The sequence below is a fragment of the Cyclobacterium roseum genome (assembly GCF_010119225.1).
GTDB lineage: Bacteria > Bacteroidota > Bacteroidia > Cytophagales > Cyclobacteriaceae > Cyclobacterium > Cyclobacterium roseum.
This window is the reverse complement of record NZ_WNKF01000014.1, coordinates 17,879-31,859: the sequence shown is the minus strand read 5'-3', so window position 1 is coordinate 31,859 and position 13,981 is coordinate 17,879. Positions and strand designations below refer to the sequence as shown.

Here is a 13,981-nt window from a genome sequence, read left to right as displayed (position 1 = left end):
AAACATATTAATATATTTATTTCAATACAACCGATTTCATATATATTTAAGAAGGTCACCCCCATTCTTCACAAGTCAATTAGACAAGCAAATAATGTTTGCAGGCATTGATTTGCCAAACAATTGAAAAGTCAAATGTGAAAAATGACTGTGAAATCAAGAAATAGATTATTAAAATTGCCAAATCATTCAATATTATTCTTCCTACTAAAAATAAATACCGGTAATGGGGTTAATTCAAAACTATAATTGCTTGGAAATCGGTTGCATCCATCTTTAATTTTATTTATTATTAGCAATCAATTGGGCTAAGGAAAATTAAATGAAAAAAGAAATCACCATTTACGATATAGCGGAAAACGTGGGGTTATCTCCTACCACCGTGAGCAGGGCCTTGAGTAATCATCCGAGAGTGCATGTAAATACCCGCAAAAAAATCATGGATGCCGCTAAATTGCTGGGATACCAGTCCAATATTTTTGCCTCTAGCCTTCGAAAGCGTCGGTCCAAAAGCATCGGTGTGATAGTACCCAAACTAAATAGCCCCTTTCAGTCTTCTGTCCTTGCCGGCATGGAAAAAATTGCCAGCCAATCCGGATACAACCTGGTCATCAGTCAATCCATGGAATCGTTGGAAAAGGAAATTTCGAACACCAATATCATGTACAATAGCCGCGTAGACGGTCTATTGGTATCCAAAGCGGGCACCACCGATAACATTGAGCATTTCCAGTCCTTCTTTAATAAAGAAATACCTGTGCTATTTTTTGACCGGGTTCCAGAGAATAATCATTCTACCGGAGTAGTGATCAACAATACCCAGGCCATATACGATGCAACCTCCCATTTGATCAAAGAGGGTTGTAAAAGAATCGTTCACGCTGTGGGTAATCTTCAAATAAACGTCTACGCAGACCGACTAAAAGGTTATAAGTACGCCCTGATGGATCATGGGTTTGTTTTCAATGCTGAAAATGTCATCAGCATTGAACTGGACGAAGATTCTGGAGAGCGAATTGTCAAAAAAATTCTAAAACTATCCCCCAGACCGGATGGATTGCTGGTATCTAACGACACCAGCGCAGCCAGTTGCCTGATGGCATTGAAAAAACGGGGCATACGAGTTCCGCAGGACATTGCGATTGTAGGATTCAATAACGACCTAATCTCCCGAATGGTCGAGCCTAACCTCAGTACAATCAACTACCCCAGTTATCATATGGGCGAGGTAGCGATGAAAAACCTCGTCAATCACCTGGGAGACGAGCAGCACGAAATCCTTCAGAAAACCAACACCATCACCTTGAGATCGGAACTGATTATCCGGGATTCTTCAAAAAGGCATTCTTAAAAATCAACCCTGCTGAAAAAAGCCTAAACCGTAATTTTTATAGAATTCGTTCGAGAAAACAAAAAAGTTGGGAAAAACTTTGACAAGTTAATAATAAAGACTGATCTTTATTTTGAAATCAACAATGAACCAACTCGAAAATGGATAAAATTTTAGATATTGATAATATCGACCTAAAAATCATTTCATTACTGAACGAGGATGCCAAAACCCCTTACACAGAAATAGCAAAAAAAGTGTTTGTTTCCTCCGGCACCGTGCACGTACGCATGCGCAAACTGGAAGATCTGGGGATTGTGAAGAGTGCGACGCTGAATATTGATTTCTCAAAATTGGGCTATGATATTTCTGCATTTTTGGGCATTTACCTGGAAAAAAGCTCCTTGTACGACAACGTAATCGAGCGACTCAAAGAAATTGCCGAGGTAATCAACGCCTACTACACCACCGGAAACTACAGCATTTTTGCCAAGATCATTTGTAAGGACACCAACCACCTTCGGGATGTGTTGAACAAAATCCAGAAAGTTGAAGGAATTGATCGCACCGAAACGTTAATTGTTTTGGAGGAAAGTATCAATCGCCCCATCCAATTATTGGAAAAGAAAAATTAATAAATTAGTTAATTATTAAGATTAAATCTAAATAAAATTTTTTTTAAGGATTTTCAATATTGAATATGGTTTTTTTAACAGATACCATTTCTTTTTTTTGGAATATTTTATTTTTAATAATTTGATTTACAGGTAAATAGAAATGAATTTGGCATTTTTTTTACTTAATTAGAATCCCCTCCGAACAATAAAAAATAGATTAATGTTGTATATTTGTGCATCAAAATATAATTAGTCTAAATAACTCTTTTTATGAGCAAGGACAATGAAATTTTAGAAGAATTCACCTCTAAAGAATATGAACACGGCTGGTCGGTAGACTATGAAGCAGATGAAGCTCCTATCGGTCTGACTGAAGACACCATCCGGTGGATTTCTTCCAAAAAAGAAGAACCTAAATGGTTATTGGATTGGAGGTTAAAAGCTTTCCGGCATTGGGAAACGATGGATGAACCTACCTGGCCGAACGTTAAGTACCCCAAGATCGATTATCAGGCCCTGAGATACTACTCAGCCCCCAAACAAAAATCGAAGCCCAGTAATATAAACGAGGTCGATCCGGAGCTGCTTAAGATCTACGATCGGCTGGGGATTTCCTTGAATGAGCAAAAAAGGCTTCAGGGAATTGCCGTGGATGCTGTGTTGGATTCGGTTTCTGTTGGCACCACCTTTAAAGATACATTATCTAAGTTGGGCGTTGTTTTTTGTTCGTTCAGTGAGGCGGTGAAAGAACATCCGGACCTGGTGAAGAAATACCTGGGTTCAGTAGTCCCATCTACGGACAATTATTTCGCTGCCCTGAATTCGGCGGTTTTCTCGGATGGATCTTTTTGTTACATTCCAAAAGGCGTGAGATGCCCCATGGAGTTGTCCACTTATTTCCGGATTAATGCGGCAAATACGGGGCAATTTGAGCGTACCCTGATCATCGCAGAAGATAAATCTTATGTTTCTTACCTGGAAGGGTGTACAGCTCCGCAGCGGGATGAAAATCAGTTGCATGCTGCTGTGGTAGAGATTTATGCGGCAGAGAACGCTGAAGTGAAGTATTCTACGGTACAGAATTGGTTCCCGGGAGATAAAAATGGTAAAGGCGGCATTTATAATTTTGTTACCAAAAGGGGCATTTGTGCCGGCAACCACTCGAAAATATCCTGGACACAAGTAGAAACCGGATCGGCTGTAACCTGGAAGTATCCTTCCTGTATACTAAAAGGAGATCATTCAATTGGCGAGTTTTATTCCGTAGCGGTGACCAATAATTACCAGCAGGCAGATACGGGGACCAAAATGATCCACATTGGAAAGAACACCCGCTCCAGAATTGTATCTAAAGGGATTTCTGCCGGAAAATCACAAAACTCCTATCGGGGGCAGGTTCAGGTAATGAAGCGAGCTACCGATGCCAGAAACTTTTCCCAATGCGATTCGCTGTTGATGGGGGATAAATGTGGTGCCCACACCTTTCCTTACATCGACATTCATAATTCGAGTGCTAAAGTAGAACACGAGGCCACGACTTCCAAGATTGGAGAAGACCAGATATTTTACTGCAATCAACGTGGCATCAGCTCCGAAGATGCCGTAGCACTGATTGTAAATGGGTATGCAAAGGAAGTTTTGAACCAATTACCTATGGAATTTGCTGTAGAAGCACAGAAATTACTTGCTTTGACATTAGAAGGAAGCGTCGGATAAAATACAATATACATGTTATCAATAAAAAATCTACATGCCGCTATAGAAGGCACGCCTATATTAAAAGGAATCAGTCTGGAAATCAAACCTGGGGAGGTGCATGCCATCATGGGTCCCAATGGTTCCGGAAAATCAACATTGGCTTCGGTGCTGGCAGGTCGGGAAGAATACGAAGTTACCGAAGGTGAGGTTTATTTTAAAGGAAAAAACCTGCTGGACCTTAGTCCTGAGGACAGGGCGCGGGAAGGTGTTTTTCTCGCTTTCCAATATCCGGTAGAGATTCCGGGGGTCAGTTCGACCAATTTTCTTAGAACTGCTGTGAATCAAGTCCGCGAATACCGGGGACAAGAGCCCTTGGATGCTGTTAAATTTCTTTCCTTGATGAAAGAAAAAATGAAGTTGGTGGAGATCGACCAAAAATTGTTGAGCAGAGCGCTTAACGAAGGATTTTCAGGGGGTGAAAAAAAGAAGAATGAAATTTTTCAAATGGCGGTACTTGAACCCACCCTCTCCATTCTGGACGAAACGGACTCCGGACTGGATATTGATGCGCTAAAAGTAGTGGCTAATGGAGTAAATCAGCTCAAGACCAAGGAAAATGCCACCATTGTCGTCACGCACTATCAGCGGTTACTTGATTACATCGTGCCGGATTATGTCCATGTCCTTTTTGACGGGAGAATCGTAAAATCCGGATCAAAAGACCTCGCTCTGGAACTTGAGGATAAGGGGTATGACTGGATCAAAGAAGAGATCTCAGGAACAACAGTTTAAAAAATTTGCACGGTTTCAATTACAAATGACGGTATCAACTAAGAAAGATCATAAGCTAGCAAAAATTTTCCTCTCAGGCACAGCGGCCATGCAGGATTTGCCCCTGTACTCCAACCTTAAAAAATCAGCAAAAGAGGTCTTGGAGGTGTCGGGCATGCCTACGCTTAAAAATGAGGAATACAAATACACTGCCATCAGCAAACGGATTTCGGATCAGCTGACGCGTTTCGGAACGCCTTCATCCATTGACAACCTGCAAAAGGAGATACAGGGGCAGCAAGAGCTGTTCCAGTTGGATCAGGGATATACGTTGGTATGTAACAACGGAATAGTTGATGCGCACCTTTCAAAAATAGATCCACAGCTTTTTCAGCTTCAAACGCTTAATGAGCTTAGTAAAGAAAAAGCGACTCAAATTGGGGCCATTGAAAAGAACGAATTCGATCCGTTCACGGCTTTAAATTCGCTGTGTTTTCGTGACGGAATTCGAATCGACATTCCGGATGGGAAAATCATTGAAAAGCCCCTATTGTTGGTTAATTTCGTAAGACCAGATGAAAATGGTGCTTGCATCCATCCCAGGGTTTTTATACAAGTAGGTAAAAATGCCCAGCTTACCCTGATCGAACAAACCATCTACCTTGGAGACGATCCGGTTTTTGTCAACTCTGTATCGGAATGGAAGGTGGGGCAAAATGCACACGTTCGTAGCTACAAACTGCAAGATGGCCACAAAAAAAACCTGGAAGTCAGCAACACCCGTTCGGAAGTCCAGCAAGATGCCAGCTTTACCTCCATCGTATTGAGTTTGGAAGGTGGAATGATCCGTAACAATTTAAGTCTGGATCTAAACGCCAGTAATTGTGAAGGAAATATGTATGGATTGTACCTGCTGAATGGTAAAACGCATGTGGACAACCATACCAACGTGGACCATAAAAAACCGCATTCAGAATCGAATGAATTGTATAAAGGCATTCTGGCGGACCAATCCAGGGGTGTCTTTAATGGCAAAATTTTTGTGCGGCAGGATGCTCAAAAAACCAATGCCTTCCAGCAGAACAACAATATTCTGCTGTCGGAGGATGCGACGGTGAATACCAAGCCCCAGCTTGAGATTTGGGCAGACGATGTAAAATGCTCGCATGGGTGTACCACGGGACAACTGGATGAAGAGGCCTTGTTTTATTTACGGGCCAGAGGAATCGGCAAAGATGCAGCCAAAGCATTGCTTTTGCATGCATTTGCCGGAGAGGTGCTGGATCAGCTAAAAGAAGAAGGATTTAAGGAATATTGTGAAAAAGTAGTACATGCAAGACTTGGCGGACATTACTGATCAAAAGAGAAAAGAATTGGATCTGGCACAGATTCGCAGGAAGTTTCCGGTACTTGACCAGAAGGTCAACGGGAAGCCTCTCGCCTATTTTGACAATGCCGCTACTACCCAAAAGCCTGATCAGGTAATTGATGCCCTGAAGCATTATTACGAAAATGATAATTCGAATATCCACAGAGGCGCTCATACGCTAGCCTCCCGGGCGACAGAGCTATTTGAAAAGACAAGGAATTCCCTAAAATCCTTCATCAATGCGCCCTCAGCAGAAGAGGTGATATTCACAAAAGGCACCACAGATAGCATCAATTTAGTGGCCAGTACCTTTGGGAAAAAGTTCATTAAGGCGGGCGATGAGGTGATCATTTCCACAATGGAACACCATTCCAACATTGTTCCCTGGCAGATGCTTTGTGAGCAGAACGATGCCCAACTGAAGATAATTCCCGTTTCCGATAGTGGGGAATTGGATCTTCAGGCCTACAAGCAACTGCTTTCAGCGAAAACAAAACTGGTAGCTGTGGTCCATGCATCCAATGCCTTAGGCACGATCAACCCGGTGAAAACAATGATAGATCTGGCCCACGAACAGGGAGCAAGGTTTCTGGTGGACGGTGCCCAAAGTGCAGCTCACCTGAATGTAGACGTTCAGGAATTGGATTGCGATTTTTTTGCTTTCTCCGCACATAAAATGTACGGGCCTACCGGCGTAGGCGTGTTATATGGGAAGCGTGAGCTTTTGGAATCCATGCCTCCCTATCAGGGAGGAGGAGAAATGATCCATGAGGTTACCTTTGCCAAGACCACCTACAATGAAATCCCCTACAAATTTGAAGCTGGCACTCCCAATATAGCGGATGTGATCGCTTTTGATGCCGCCCTTGCCTTTATTAATGACCTTGGGAAAGATGCCATTCGGAATCAGGAAGCCAAATTGTTAAATCATGCCTTCGAGAGATGTGCAGCGATTAAGGGCTTTGTGCCCGTAGGTACTGCCAGGGACAAAGTAAGCGTATTGAGCTTCACGATTAACAACATGCATGCGTTTGATGTAGGCATGATGCTCGATGCTTCGGGTATTGCCGTGAGGACGGGACATCATTGTACCCAACCTCTTATGAATCGGTTTGGAATAGAAGGAACTGTTAGGGCTTCTTTTGCTGTTTACAATACTATTGAAGAAATTGACAGGCTTTATGAAAGTCTGGCACGAATAGCGAAAAGAAAAAATTAAATGCCATCGATAGACGCGGTACAAAAAGACATCATTGAAGAGTTCGAAATCCTTGGCGATGACAAGGAATCTACCATTTTCTACATCATGGAGCTGGGGGACAAACTACCTGCATTTCCAGATAAAGAAAAGACCGAAGAAAACATCATCAAAGGGTGTCAGTCGAAAGTATGGCTGACTACCGATCTTCGTGATGGCCAGGTTTATTTTTTGGCGGACTCCAATACCGATATTACAAAAGGTTTAATAAGCCTGTTGATTCGCGTACTATCGGGGAGAAAAGCCAAAGAAATTCTGGACGCAGATTTATACTTTATTGAAAAAATAGGCATGGGCAATATAATCGGATCTCAGAGATCCAATGGCCTGGCAGCGATGATCAAGCAAATGAAATTATTCGCTCTTGCCTACCAATCTAAAATTGACGCCTAGAAAGTATGGAAAAGTCAGAACAAATTACCGATGAACAGGAAGAAAGCAAGCGGAAGGTGGTCAACGCCATTAAAGAGGTGTACGATCCGGAAATTCCGGTAGATGTGTATGAACTGGGATTGATCTATGAAATAACGGTCTATCCAGTCAACAACGTATACATTCTGATGACGCTTACTTCACCTAACTGTCCGGCAGCAGAATCCATCCCTTCAGAAGTAAAAGCGAGGGTTTCGGAAATTGAGGGAGTAAATAATGTGGAGGTAGAATTAACCTTTGATCCTCCTTATTCCCAGGACATGATGTCAGAAGTAGCCAAACTAGAGCTTGGGTTTTTATAAAATTTTAAATCAACAAACAAAAAAAATATGTATCCAGAGGAATTGATAGCTCCCATGAGAGCAGAATTAACCGATGTAGGATTTCAAGAATTCAGGTCTTCAGAGGATGTAGAAAACCATTTGAAGGACCACAAGGGAACAACTTTTGTAGTTGTTAATTCCGTTTGTGGTTGTGCAGCGGGAGCTGCCAGACCCGGTGTCCGATTTGCCCTGGATAAATCGGGGAAAAAGCCGACGGTGCTAGCGACGGTTTTTGCAGGGAATGATTCGGATGCAGTCGCCAAATTCAGGGAAAAAGTACTGCCCTACCCTCCATCTTCGCCGGCGATGGCTTTATTTAAGGATGGCGAACTGGTTCATTTCGTAGAGCGGCACCATATTGAGGGAAGAACAGCCCAGATGATTGGTGATCATTTAATCGAAGTGTTTGAGCACTTTTGTTAATCCAAAAGCCCTTCCGGGGCTTTTTTTGATGCGCTGTTTCTACTAATTGCGTGAGTTTAATTAAATTTCGAGTTTGGAGGCTAGGTCCATAATTTAAAATTATTTGTAACCTGTTTTTTTAATATGATCAGGTTATTTCTTCTTTTTACAGAATAAAACATTATTTAATCTGTTAGTTAAGAGTCGTTTTCAAGTACGTGTGTAAGTGAAATTTGATCAAATTTTACTACATTAGTGCCAAATTATATTTTGAATTGATCCAATTTGGAGTTTTATAATATATTTAATTAAAATAATATGTCCGAAATTGCTAAACTATCCTTTAAAGGAAAAGAATATGATCTACCAGTCATCGAAGGTACCGAAAACGAACAGGCCGTTGATATTGCCAAACTCCGTGGGCAATCTGGTCTGATCACGATAGACCCCGGATATAAAAATACAGGGTCGACAAAAAGTGCCATCACCTTTTTGGATGGGGAAGAAGGAATCCTCAGATACAGGGGATATAACATCGAAGATTTGGCAGAAAACTCTAATTTTCTGGAGGTCTCCTACCTATTGATTAACGGCGACCTGCCCACTTCCGCTCAGTACGAAAAATTTTCTAATAGAATTACCAAGCATACGCTTGTGCATGAGGATATAAAGAAAATACTGGACGGATTTCCATCGGTTGCACATCCCATGGGCGTTCTTTCCTCTCTTATTTGTTCCCTCACCGCTTTCTATCCCAATTCCCTGGACCCCAACAATACCGATGAAGAGATTCAACTCAGCATCGTTAGGCTAATGGCTAAAATGCCAACTTTCGCAGCATGGGCTTACAAAAATAAAATGGGGCATCCGGTAAATTATCCGGACAACAACCTGGATTTTTGCGGCAACTTTATGAAGATGATGTTTGCCTTGCCTTCGGAAAAATACGAGGTAGATCCGGTTATTTCGAATGCCCTGGATAAATTACTCATCCTTCATGCCGATCATGAGCAGAACTGTTCTACTTCTACGGTACGAATAGTAGGTTCCTCCCAAGCCAGTATCTATGCTTCTATTTCTGCAGGGATCAATGCACTTTGGGGTCCTCTCCATGGCGGAGCCAATCAATCCGTAATAGAAATGCTGGAGGCAATTAAAAACGATGGTGGGGATTCTAAAAAATACCTGGAAAAAGCTAAAGATAAAAACGATCCCTTCCGTCTGATGGGATTCGGTCACCGGGTATATAAGAACTTTGACCCTCGTGCCAAAATCATCAAAAAAGCTGCCGACGATGTCCTGGACAAACTTGGAATCGATGATGCGGTACTGGATATCGCCAAGGAGTTGGAAAATGCAGCGTTAAATGATCCCTATTTTGTAGAACGTAAATTGTACCCCAATGTGGATTTCTACTCCGGTATTATCTACCGTGCCCTGGGGATTCCTACCGATATGTTTACCGTCATGTTTGCCCTGGGTCGGCTTCCAGGCTGGATCGCGCAGTGGAAAGAGATGCGGGAAAACAACGAACCTATCGGGAGACCCCGGCAGGTATATGTGGGCTCAACTCAGCGAGCATACGTTCCCATGGAAAAAAGATAAATCAGCAGGAGTTATACCAAATAAAAAAGGGCTTTACAGCCCTTTTTTTGGTTATATTCGAAATAATATTTAGCAGTGGATCCGCTTAGTAAGTAATTATTTTTTGTTCCTTGTCAATTTCATTGCTTTGAAAATAATTTTTTCTTACCTTTGCAACTTATTATAATTTAATATTTTTCTCCTACGCCGTGGGGTTCCTTATTGTTGATCGACACTGGGATATTTAGGAATACCGTGGCTTTGAGAAGTAAGGAACATTTCATGGAAAACGAATTAACATTCTCAGACCTTGGGGTTTCGGAAGAAATCCTGAGGGCAGTGGAAGATATGGGCTATACCCAACCTTCCCCTATTCAAACACAAACCATTCCCCTATTATTACAAGGCGCCGATGTCATCGGTCAAGCTCAAACGGGAACCGGTAAAACGGCTGCATTTGGCATTCCGATCATCGACCGGATCGATACCAGCAAAAGCAAGCCACAAGCATTGATTCTCTGCCCTACCCGGGAACTGGCCGTGCAGGTAGAGGGAGAAATCGTCAAACTCACCAAGTACAAAAAGCAAATTTCTTCTACCTGTATTTATGGTGGAGAGGCCATTGACAGGCAGATAAGAAGTCTGAAAAGGGGTGTTCAGATTGTAGTAGGCACCCCTGGAAGAATCATGGATCACATGAACAGGCGAACACTAGACCTGAGTCAGGTGGAAGTGATTGTTCTGGATGAAGCCGATGAGATGCTGGACATGGGATTTCGCGAAGACATCGAAACCATACTGAGTTCCATGCCTAATGAAAGGCAAACGGTGTTTTTCTCCGCTACCATGCCGAAACCTATTCTGGAACTTACCAGAAAGTATCAGACGGATCCGGAGATCATCAAAGTACTCCGAAAAGAACTAACCGTAGAAAACATATCACAGGTATATTATGAAGTGAGGTCTGGTTTAAAAACGGACCTTATTAGCAGGCTGATAAACCTTCATCAATACAAACTCAGTGTTATTTTTTGCAATACCAAAAGGGTTACGGATGAAGTTACGGAAGAACTAAATGCCAAAGGAGTTCCTGCAGAGGCCTTGCACGGTGACCTGTCTCAGGCACAGCGTACCAAGGTCATGAATAAGTTCAGAAAAGGGCATTGCGCCGTGTTGGTTGCGACAGATGTCGCTGCCAGGGGCATTGATGTAGAAAATGTAGAAGCGGTATTTAATTTCGACCTGCCATTGGACGAAGAAAATTACGTTCACCGAATAGGTCGTACTGGCAGGGCCGGAAAATCAGGAACTGCCATTAGCTTTGTTTCCGGAAGAAGGGATGCTGGCAAAATAAATGATCTGGAAAGGTTTATCAAAACCTCAATCGATAAAGCAGCTCCCCCTTCAGTGGATCAATTGATCCAAATGAAGAAAGAGCAGCTTATCAAAGATATTCACCGACAGCTTGCCAAAACCGGAGACGATCAGGTATTTGAAGAAGTGATAGGCAATTTATTGGCAGAAGGGATATCCCTGGAGCAGGTTGCCATGGGGCTGGTGAAGTTGCATTTAGGAGAAGCGGTGGAAAAGTTCAAAGAAATGAATTTCACTCCCGATAAAGACCGGGCTTTCGGAAGGGATGACAAACGCCCCAGAAGAGATCGTCCGGATCGTGACCGGGGGGGCAAAAGTCACCGTGGAAGCGAACGAGGCGGAAGAAAGGGGAAAAGAGAAAGAGAGCCAAATATGGCCCGGCTATTTTTGAATCTGGGTAAAAAGGACCGGATTCGTCCCAATGACATCGTAGGTGCCATTGCGGGTGAAACCGGAGTATCCGGAGGAAGCATAGGCGAAATAGATATTTACGATAGCTTTTCGTTTGTGGACATTCCCAAAAAAGATGTTACGCACGTAATCAAAGTAATGAATACCAACACCATTAAAGGTAAACAGGTGAATTTTGAAATTTCAAAGCCCTGATTCACCTAGCATTTTTAGATGTTAAAACAGAAAGTCACCTTTAACCGGGTGACTTTCTGCATTTCATACGCTTTGGCCATCTGTCGGGGATGAACTTATTTACCTAAGCAGGTGCTTGTTCCCGAACAGAAAGGCCAATTATTTGCGGAATGCCTTTATTTTTGTGTCTATTAGTTCTCCCATTCTTTGATAGTTTAATGCTTCCAACCCGACTTGCCGGGACTTTTCGATGACATCCTCCACGAGTGTCGCTTTTTCGCCGGTTTTGCCCTGCTCTACATCGAGTTGAAAAGAAGATTTTGAGTCGTAAGGAAAATTTGAAAGCAGGGAGAGGGTAACTTCCAGGTCTTCATCGTTTAGTGCGATTCCATTAGCACGGGCCAGTGCTACTAATTCCTGCATTAATCCCCGCCAGTCTGCCATCAGTTCTGGAGAGTCCTTCACCTGGCCAAAACTCACCCCATACGCAGCACTAAGGCAACCCAAGCTCGAAATAAACAAAAATTTTCTCCACAGGTGAAGCTGGATGTCAGGAGTCAAATTGACTGGCACGCCAGAATTTTCCAGAAAAGAAAAAAACCACTGGAAATCATGTTGCGAAAGTACTCCGGCTACCACATTCCCCGGTCCTCCCAGATGTTTCACCCTTCCGGGGCTAACAACGTTGGAAATTAGATAGATACAGGTATCCAACACCTCAGCCTCCCTAACGAAGGGACGGATCCGGCTGGCAGCGTCCACCATATTCTGCAAGGGGATTACCAGCGTCTTTTCGGAAAAGAGCCCCTGATTTTCCTGTACGGCCGCAACCAATCCCGGTGCTTTCGTAGCCAGGATAACCACATCGCATGGCGTGGAAGGGCTGCCACTTTTCTGAATCCGATCGGGATGAATCACGGCTTTTTGTTGGTCGAACTCAAATACCAGTCCACTCTCCTGCAAAAATGCCAAGGTGTCCCCCCTGGCGACAAAGGTAATTTCAACTCCCGCCGGACGATCTGCGAGGAGCAGCTTTGCGCCCAAAAAGCCTCCAACTCCTCCTAATCCCAGTATAGCAATCCGTTTATGTTTCTTTTCAAATACCATGTCTCTGATATACCCAATTTAATAATAGTGCGACATTTGCTTCGCTCCCCGGACGAAATTAGAACGAAAATGGCATCCAACCCAATTTCAAATGCATTGATTTTCACCATCAGATATTTCGATACCTTTCTGTGTCCTAAAAATCGTCCCAGTTTCCATCGCCCTTATTGCTTAAAATTCTTAACGAATAGAAATAGTTTATTCCTACAGATACTACCCATCCATATTTTGATCACATTTGCAACTTAATATAAAGGAAAATAAAAAATGGAAATTTTTCTTCACACGTAAACGTGGATTGCCCTGCTTACCCTCACCTTTCTAGAAATCGTTTTGGGTGTAGACAATATTATTTTCATTTCAATTGTCTCCAACAAATTACCAGAACACCAGCAGCCATAAGCCAGAAAGTTAGGACTCGCCTTGGCTTTGATTTTTCGAATATTGTTGTTGTTGGGGATTAGCTATATTATTAAATTCACGCATCCCTTGGTGACGATCGCCGGATTTGATCTCAGCGCGAGGGATTTGATCCTTTTTCTTGGAGGCCTCTTTTTGTTATTCAAGTCAACATTGGAAATTCATCATAAAATGGAAGGCCAGGCTCAGGAAATCAAGCCGAAGTCCGCTACCAGCATGAAAAGCGTAATCTTTCAGATCATTTTTCTGGATATCATCTTCTCATTCGACAGCATTCTTACGGCGGTTGGTCTGGTGGATGAAGTGATTATCATGATTATCGCCGTGGTCATTTCCATCGCTATTATGATGGCCTTTGCAGGTGCCATCAGTCGGTTTATTAATAAGCATCCCACTTTGCAGATATTGGCCTTGTCGTTCCTAATGCTAATTGGGTTCATGCTACTGGTAGAAGGGTTGCACTTTGAAGTTCCTAAGGGGTATATCTATTTTGCTGTGTTCTTTTCACTGGGGGTAGAAATCGTGAACATGCGGATGCGTAAAAAGGGTAGCAGCGATACCGTTCAGTTAAACCCACGTATTAAAGAAAAAAGCTGACGTTGACAGCTGGATAATGTTCTCGTAAGCCTTCCAACCAGTTCATTTTATCCCTGGCTATCTTGAGCAGAAATCGGGATTTTGATAATCGAGCATGTATCCTTTTCCGGAGGT

At 42.8% G+C, this 13,981-nt stretch carries 12 protein-coding genes and 1 pseudogene; 12 read left to right on the top strand and 1 reads right to left on the bottom strand.

Annotation, left to right across the window (positions count from 1 at the left end):
• Positions 1-322 precede the first annotated feature (322 nt).
• The 11 genes from GJQ68_RS17435 (at position 323) to GJQ68_RS17385 (ending at position 11,764) form a co-directional block, all read left to right on the top strand.
• A complete protein-coding gene (locus GJQ68_RS17435; RefSeq protein ID WP_162418578.1) occupies positions 323-1,351 on the top strand; it encodes a LacI family DNA-binding transcriptional regulator in 1,029 nt (342 codons plus the stop codon).
• Positions 1,352-1,491: 140 nt separating this feature from the next.
• A complete protein-coding gene (locus GJQ68_RS17430; RefSeq protein WP_162418577.1) occupies positions 1,492-1,965 on the top strand; it encodes an Lrp/AsnC ligand binding domain-containing protein in 474 nt (157 codons plus the stop codon).
• 252 nt (positions 1,966-2,217) lie between these two features.
• Positions 2,218-3,663 carry a Fe-S cluster assembly protein SufB gene (gene sufB, locus GJQ68_RS17425; protein ID WP_162418576.1) on the top strand — a complete coding sequence of 482 codons (1,446 nt, stop codon included), beginning with the start codon at positions 2,218-2,220 and terminating at the stop codon, positions 3,661-3,663.
• A gap of 12 nt (positions 3,664-3,675) precedes the next feature.
• The gene (gene sufC, locus GJQ68_RS17420) at positions 3,676-4,437 is read left to right on the top strand and encodes a Fe-S cluster assembly ATPase SufC (RefSeq protein ID WP_162418575.1); all 762 of its coding nucleotides are present in this window, start codon (positions 3,676-3,678) and stop codon (positions 4,435-4,437) included.
• A gap of 25 nt (positions 4,438-4,462) precedes the next feature.
• Positions 4,463-5,773, top strand: coding sequence for a Fe-S cluster assembly protein SufD (sufD, locus tag GJQ68_RS17415; RefSeq protein WP_162418574.1), 1,311 nt, complete (start codon positions 4,463-4,465; stop codon positions 5,771-5,773).
• A complete protein-coding gene (locus GJQ68_RS17410; RefSeq protein ID WP_162418573.1) occupies positions 5,748-7,004 on the top strand; it encodes an aminotransferase class V-fold PLP-dependent enzyme in 1,257 nt (418 codons plus the stop codon). Before sufD ends, GJQ68_RS17410 begins: the two co-directional genes overlap by 26 nt.
• Complete coding sequence (locus tag GJQ68_RS17405) at positions 7,005-7,436, top strand: SufE family protein (protein WP_162418572.1); 432 nt, start codon at positions 7,005-7,007, stop codon at positions 7,434-7,436.
• A gap of 5 nt (positions 7,437-7,441) precedes the next feature.
• On the top strand, positions 7,442-7,777 hold the full coding sequence (locus GJQ68_RS17400; RefSeq protein WP_162343716.1) for a DUF59 domain-containing protein: 336 nt from the start codon (positions 7,442-7,444) through the stop codon (positions 7,775-7,777).
• 27 nt (positions 7,778-7,804) lie between these two features.
• Entirely contained in the window at positions 7,805-8,221 is a 417-nt protein-coding gene (locus tag GJQ68_RS17395) for a BrxA/BrxB family bacilliredoxin (RefSeq protein ID WP_162418571.1), read from the top strand.
• A gap of 297 nt (positions 8,222-8,518) precedes the next feature.
• Entirely contained in the window at positions 8,519-9,805 is a 1,287-nt protein-coding gene (locus tag GJQ68_RS17390; RefSeq protein WP_162418570.1) for a citrate synthase, read from the top strand.
• A gap of 261 nt (positions 9,806-10,066) precedes the next feature.
• On the top strand, positions 10,067-11,764 hold the full coding sequence (locus GJQ68_RS17385; RefSeq protein WP_162418569.1) for a DEAD/DEAH box helicase: 1,698 nt from the start codon (positions 10,067-10,069) through the stop codon (positions 11,762-11,764).
• 138 nt (positions 11,765-11,902) lie between these two features.
• Here the strand turns inward: GJQ68_RS17385 and GJQ68_RS17380 are convergent, their stop codons facing one another.
• Complete coding sequence (locus GJQ68_RS17380) at positions 11,903-12,850, bottom strand: ketopantoate reductase family protein (protein ID WP_162418568.1); 948 nt, start codon at positions 12,848-12,850, stop codon at positions 11,903-11,905.
• A 297-nt stretch (positions 12,851-13,147) separates the two neighbouring features.
• On the opposite strand from GJQ68_RS17380, the pseudogene GJQ68_RS17375 reads away from it, so the two are divergent.
• A pseudogene (locus GJQ68_RS17375) lies at positions 13,148-13,867 on the top strand (TerC family protein).
• Positions 13,868-13,981: the final 114 nt, after the last annotated feature.

Bases quoted from the DNA above. Each gene is read 5' to 3' on its own strand.
- GJQ68_RS17435 (WP_162418578.1), top strand. From the start codon at position 323: ATGAAAAAAGAAATCACCATTTACGATATAGCGGAAAACGTGGGGTTA.
- GJQ68_RS17390 (WP_162418570.1), top strand. From the start codon at position 8,519: ATGTCCGAAATTGCTAAACTATCCTTTAAAGGAAAAGAATATGATCTA.
- GJQ68_RS17395 (WP_162418571.1), top strand. From the start codon at position 7,805: ATGTATCCAGAGGAATTGATAGCTCCCATGAGAGCAGAATTAACCGAT.
- GJQ68_RS17385 (WP_162418569.1), top strand. From the start codon at position 10,067: ATGGAAAACGAATTAACATTCTCAGACCTTGGGGTTTCGGAAGAAATC.
- GJQ68_RS17405 (WP_162418572.1), top strand. From the start codon at position 7,005: ATGCCATCGATAGACGCGGTACAAAAAGACATCATTGAAGAGTTCGAA.
- GJQ68_RS17400 (WP_162343716.1), top strand. From the start codon at position 7,442: ATGGAAAAGTCAGAACAAATTACCGATGAACAGGAAGAAAGCAAGCGG.
- GJQ68_RS17410 (WP_162418573.1), top strand. From the start codon at position 5,748: ATGCAAGACTTGGCGGACATTACTGATCAAAAGAGAAAAGAATTGGAT.
- GJQ68_RS17430 (WP_162418577.1), top strand. From the start codon at position 1,492: ATGGATAAAATTTTAGATATTGATAATATCGACCTAAAAATCATTTCA.
- GJQ68_RS17380 (WP_162418568.1), bottom strand. From the start codon at position 12,850: ATGGTATTTGAAAAGAAACATAAACGGATTGCTATACTGGGATTAGGA.
- sufC (WP_162418575.1), top strand. From the start codon at position 3,676: ATGTTATCAATAAAAAATCTACATGCCGCTATAGAAGGCACGCCTATA.
- sufB (WP_162418576.1), top strand. From the start codon at position 2,218: ATGAGCAAGGACAATGAAATTTTAGAAGAATTCACCTCTAAAGAATAT.
- sufD (WP_162418574.1), top strand. From the start codon at position 4,463: ATGACGGTATCAACTAAGAAAGATCATAAGCTAGCAAAAATTTTCCTC.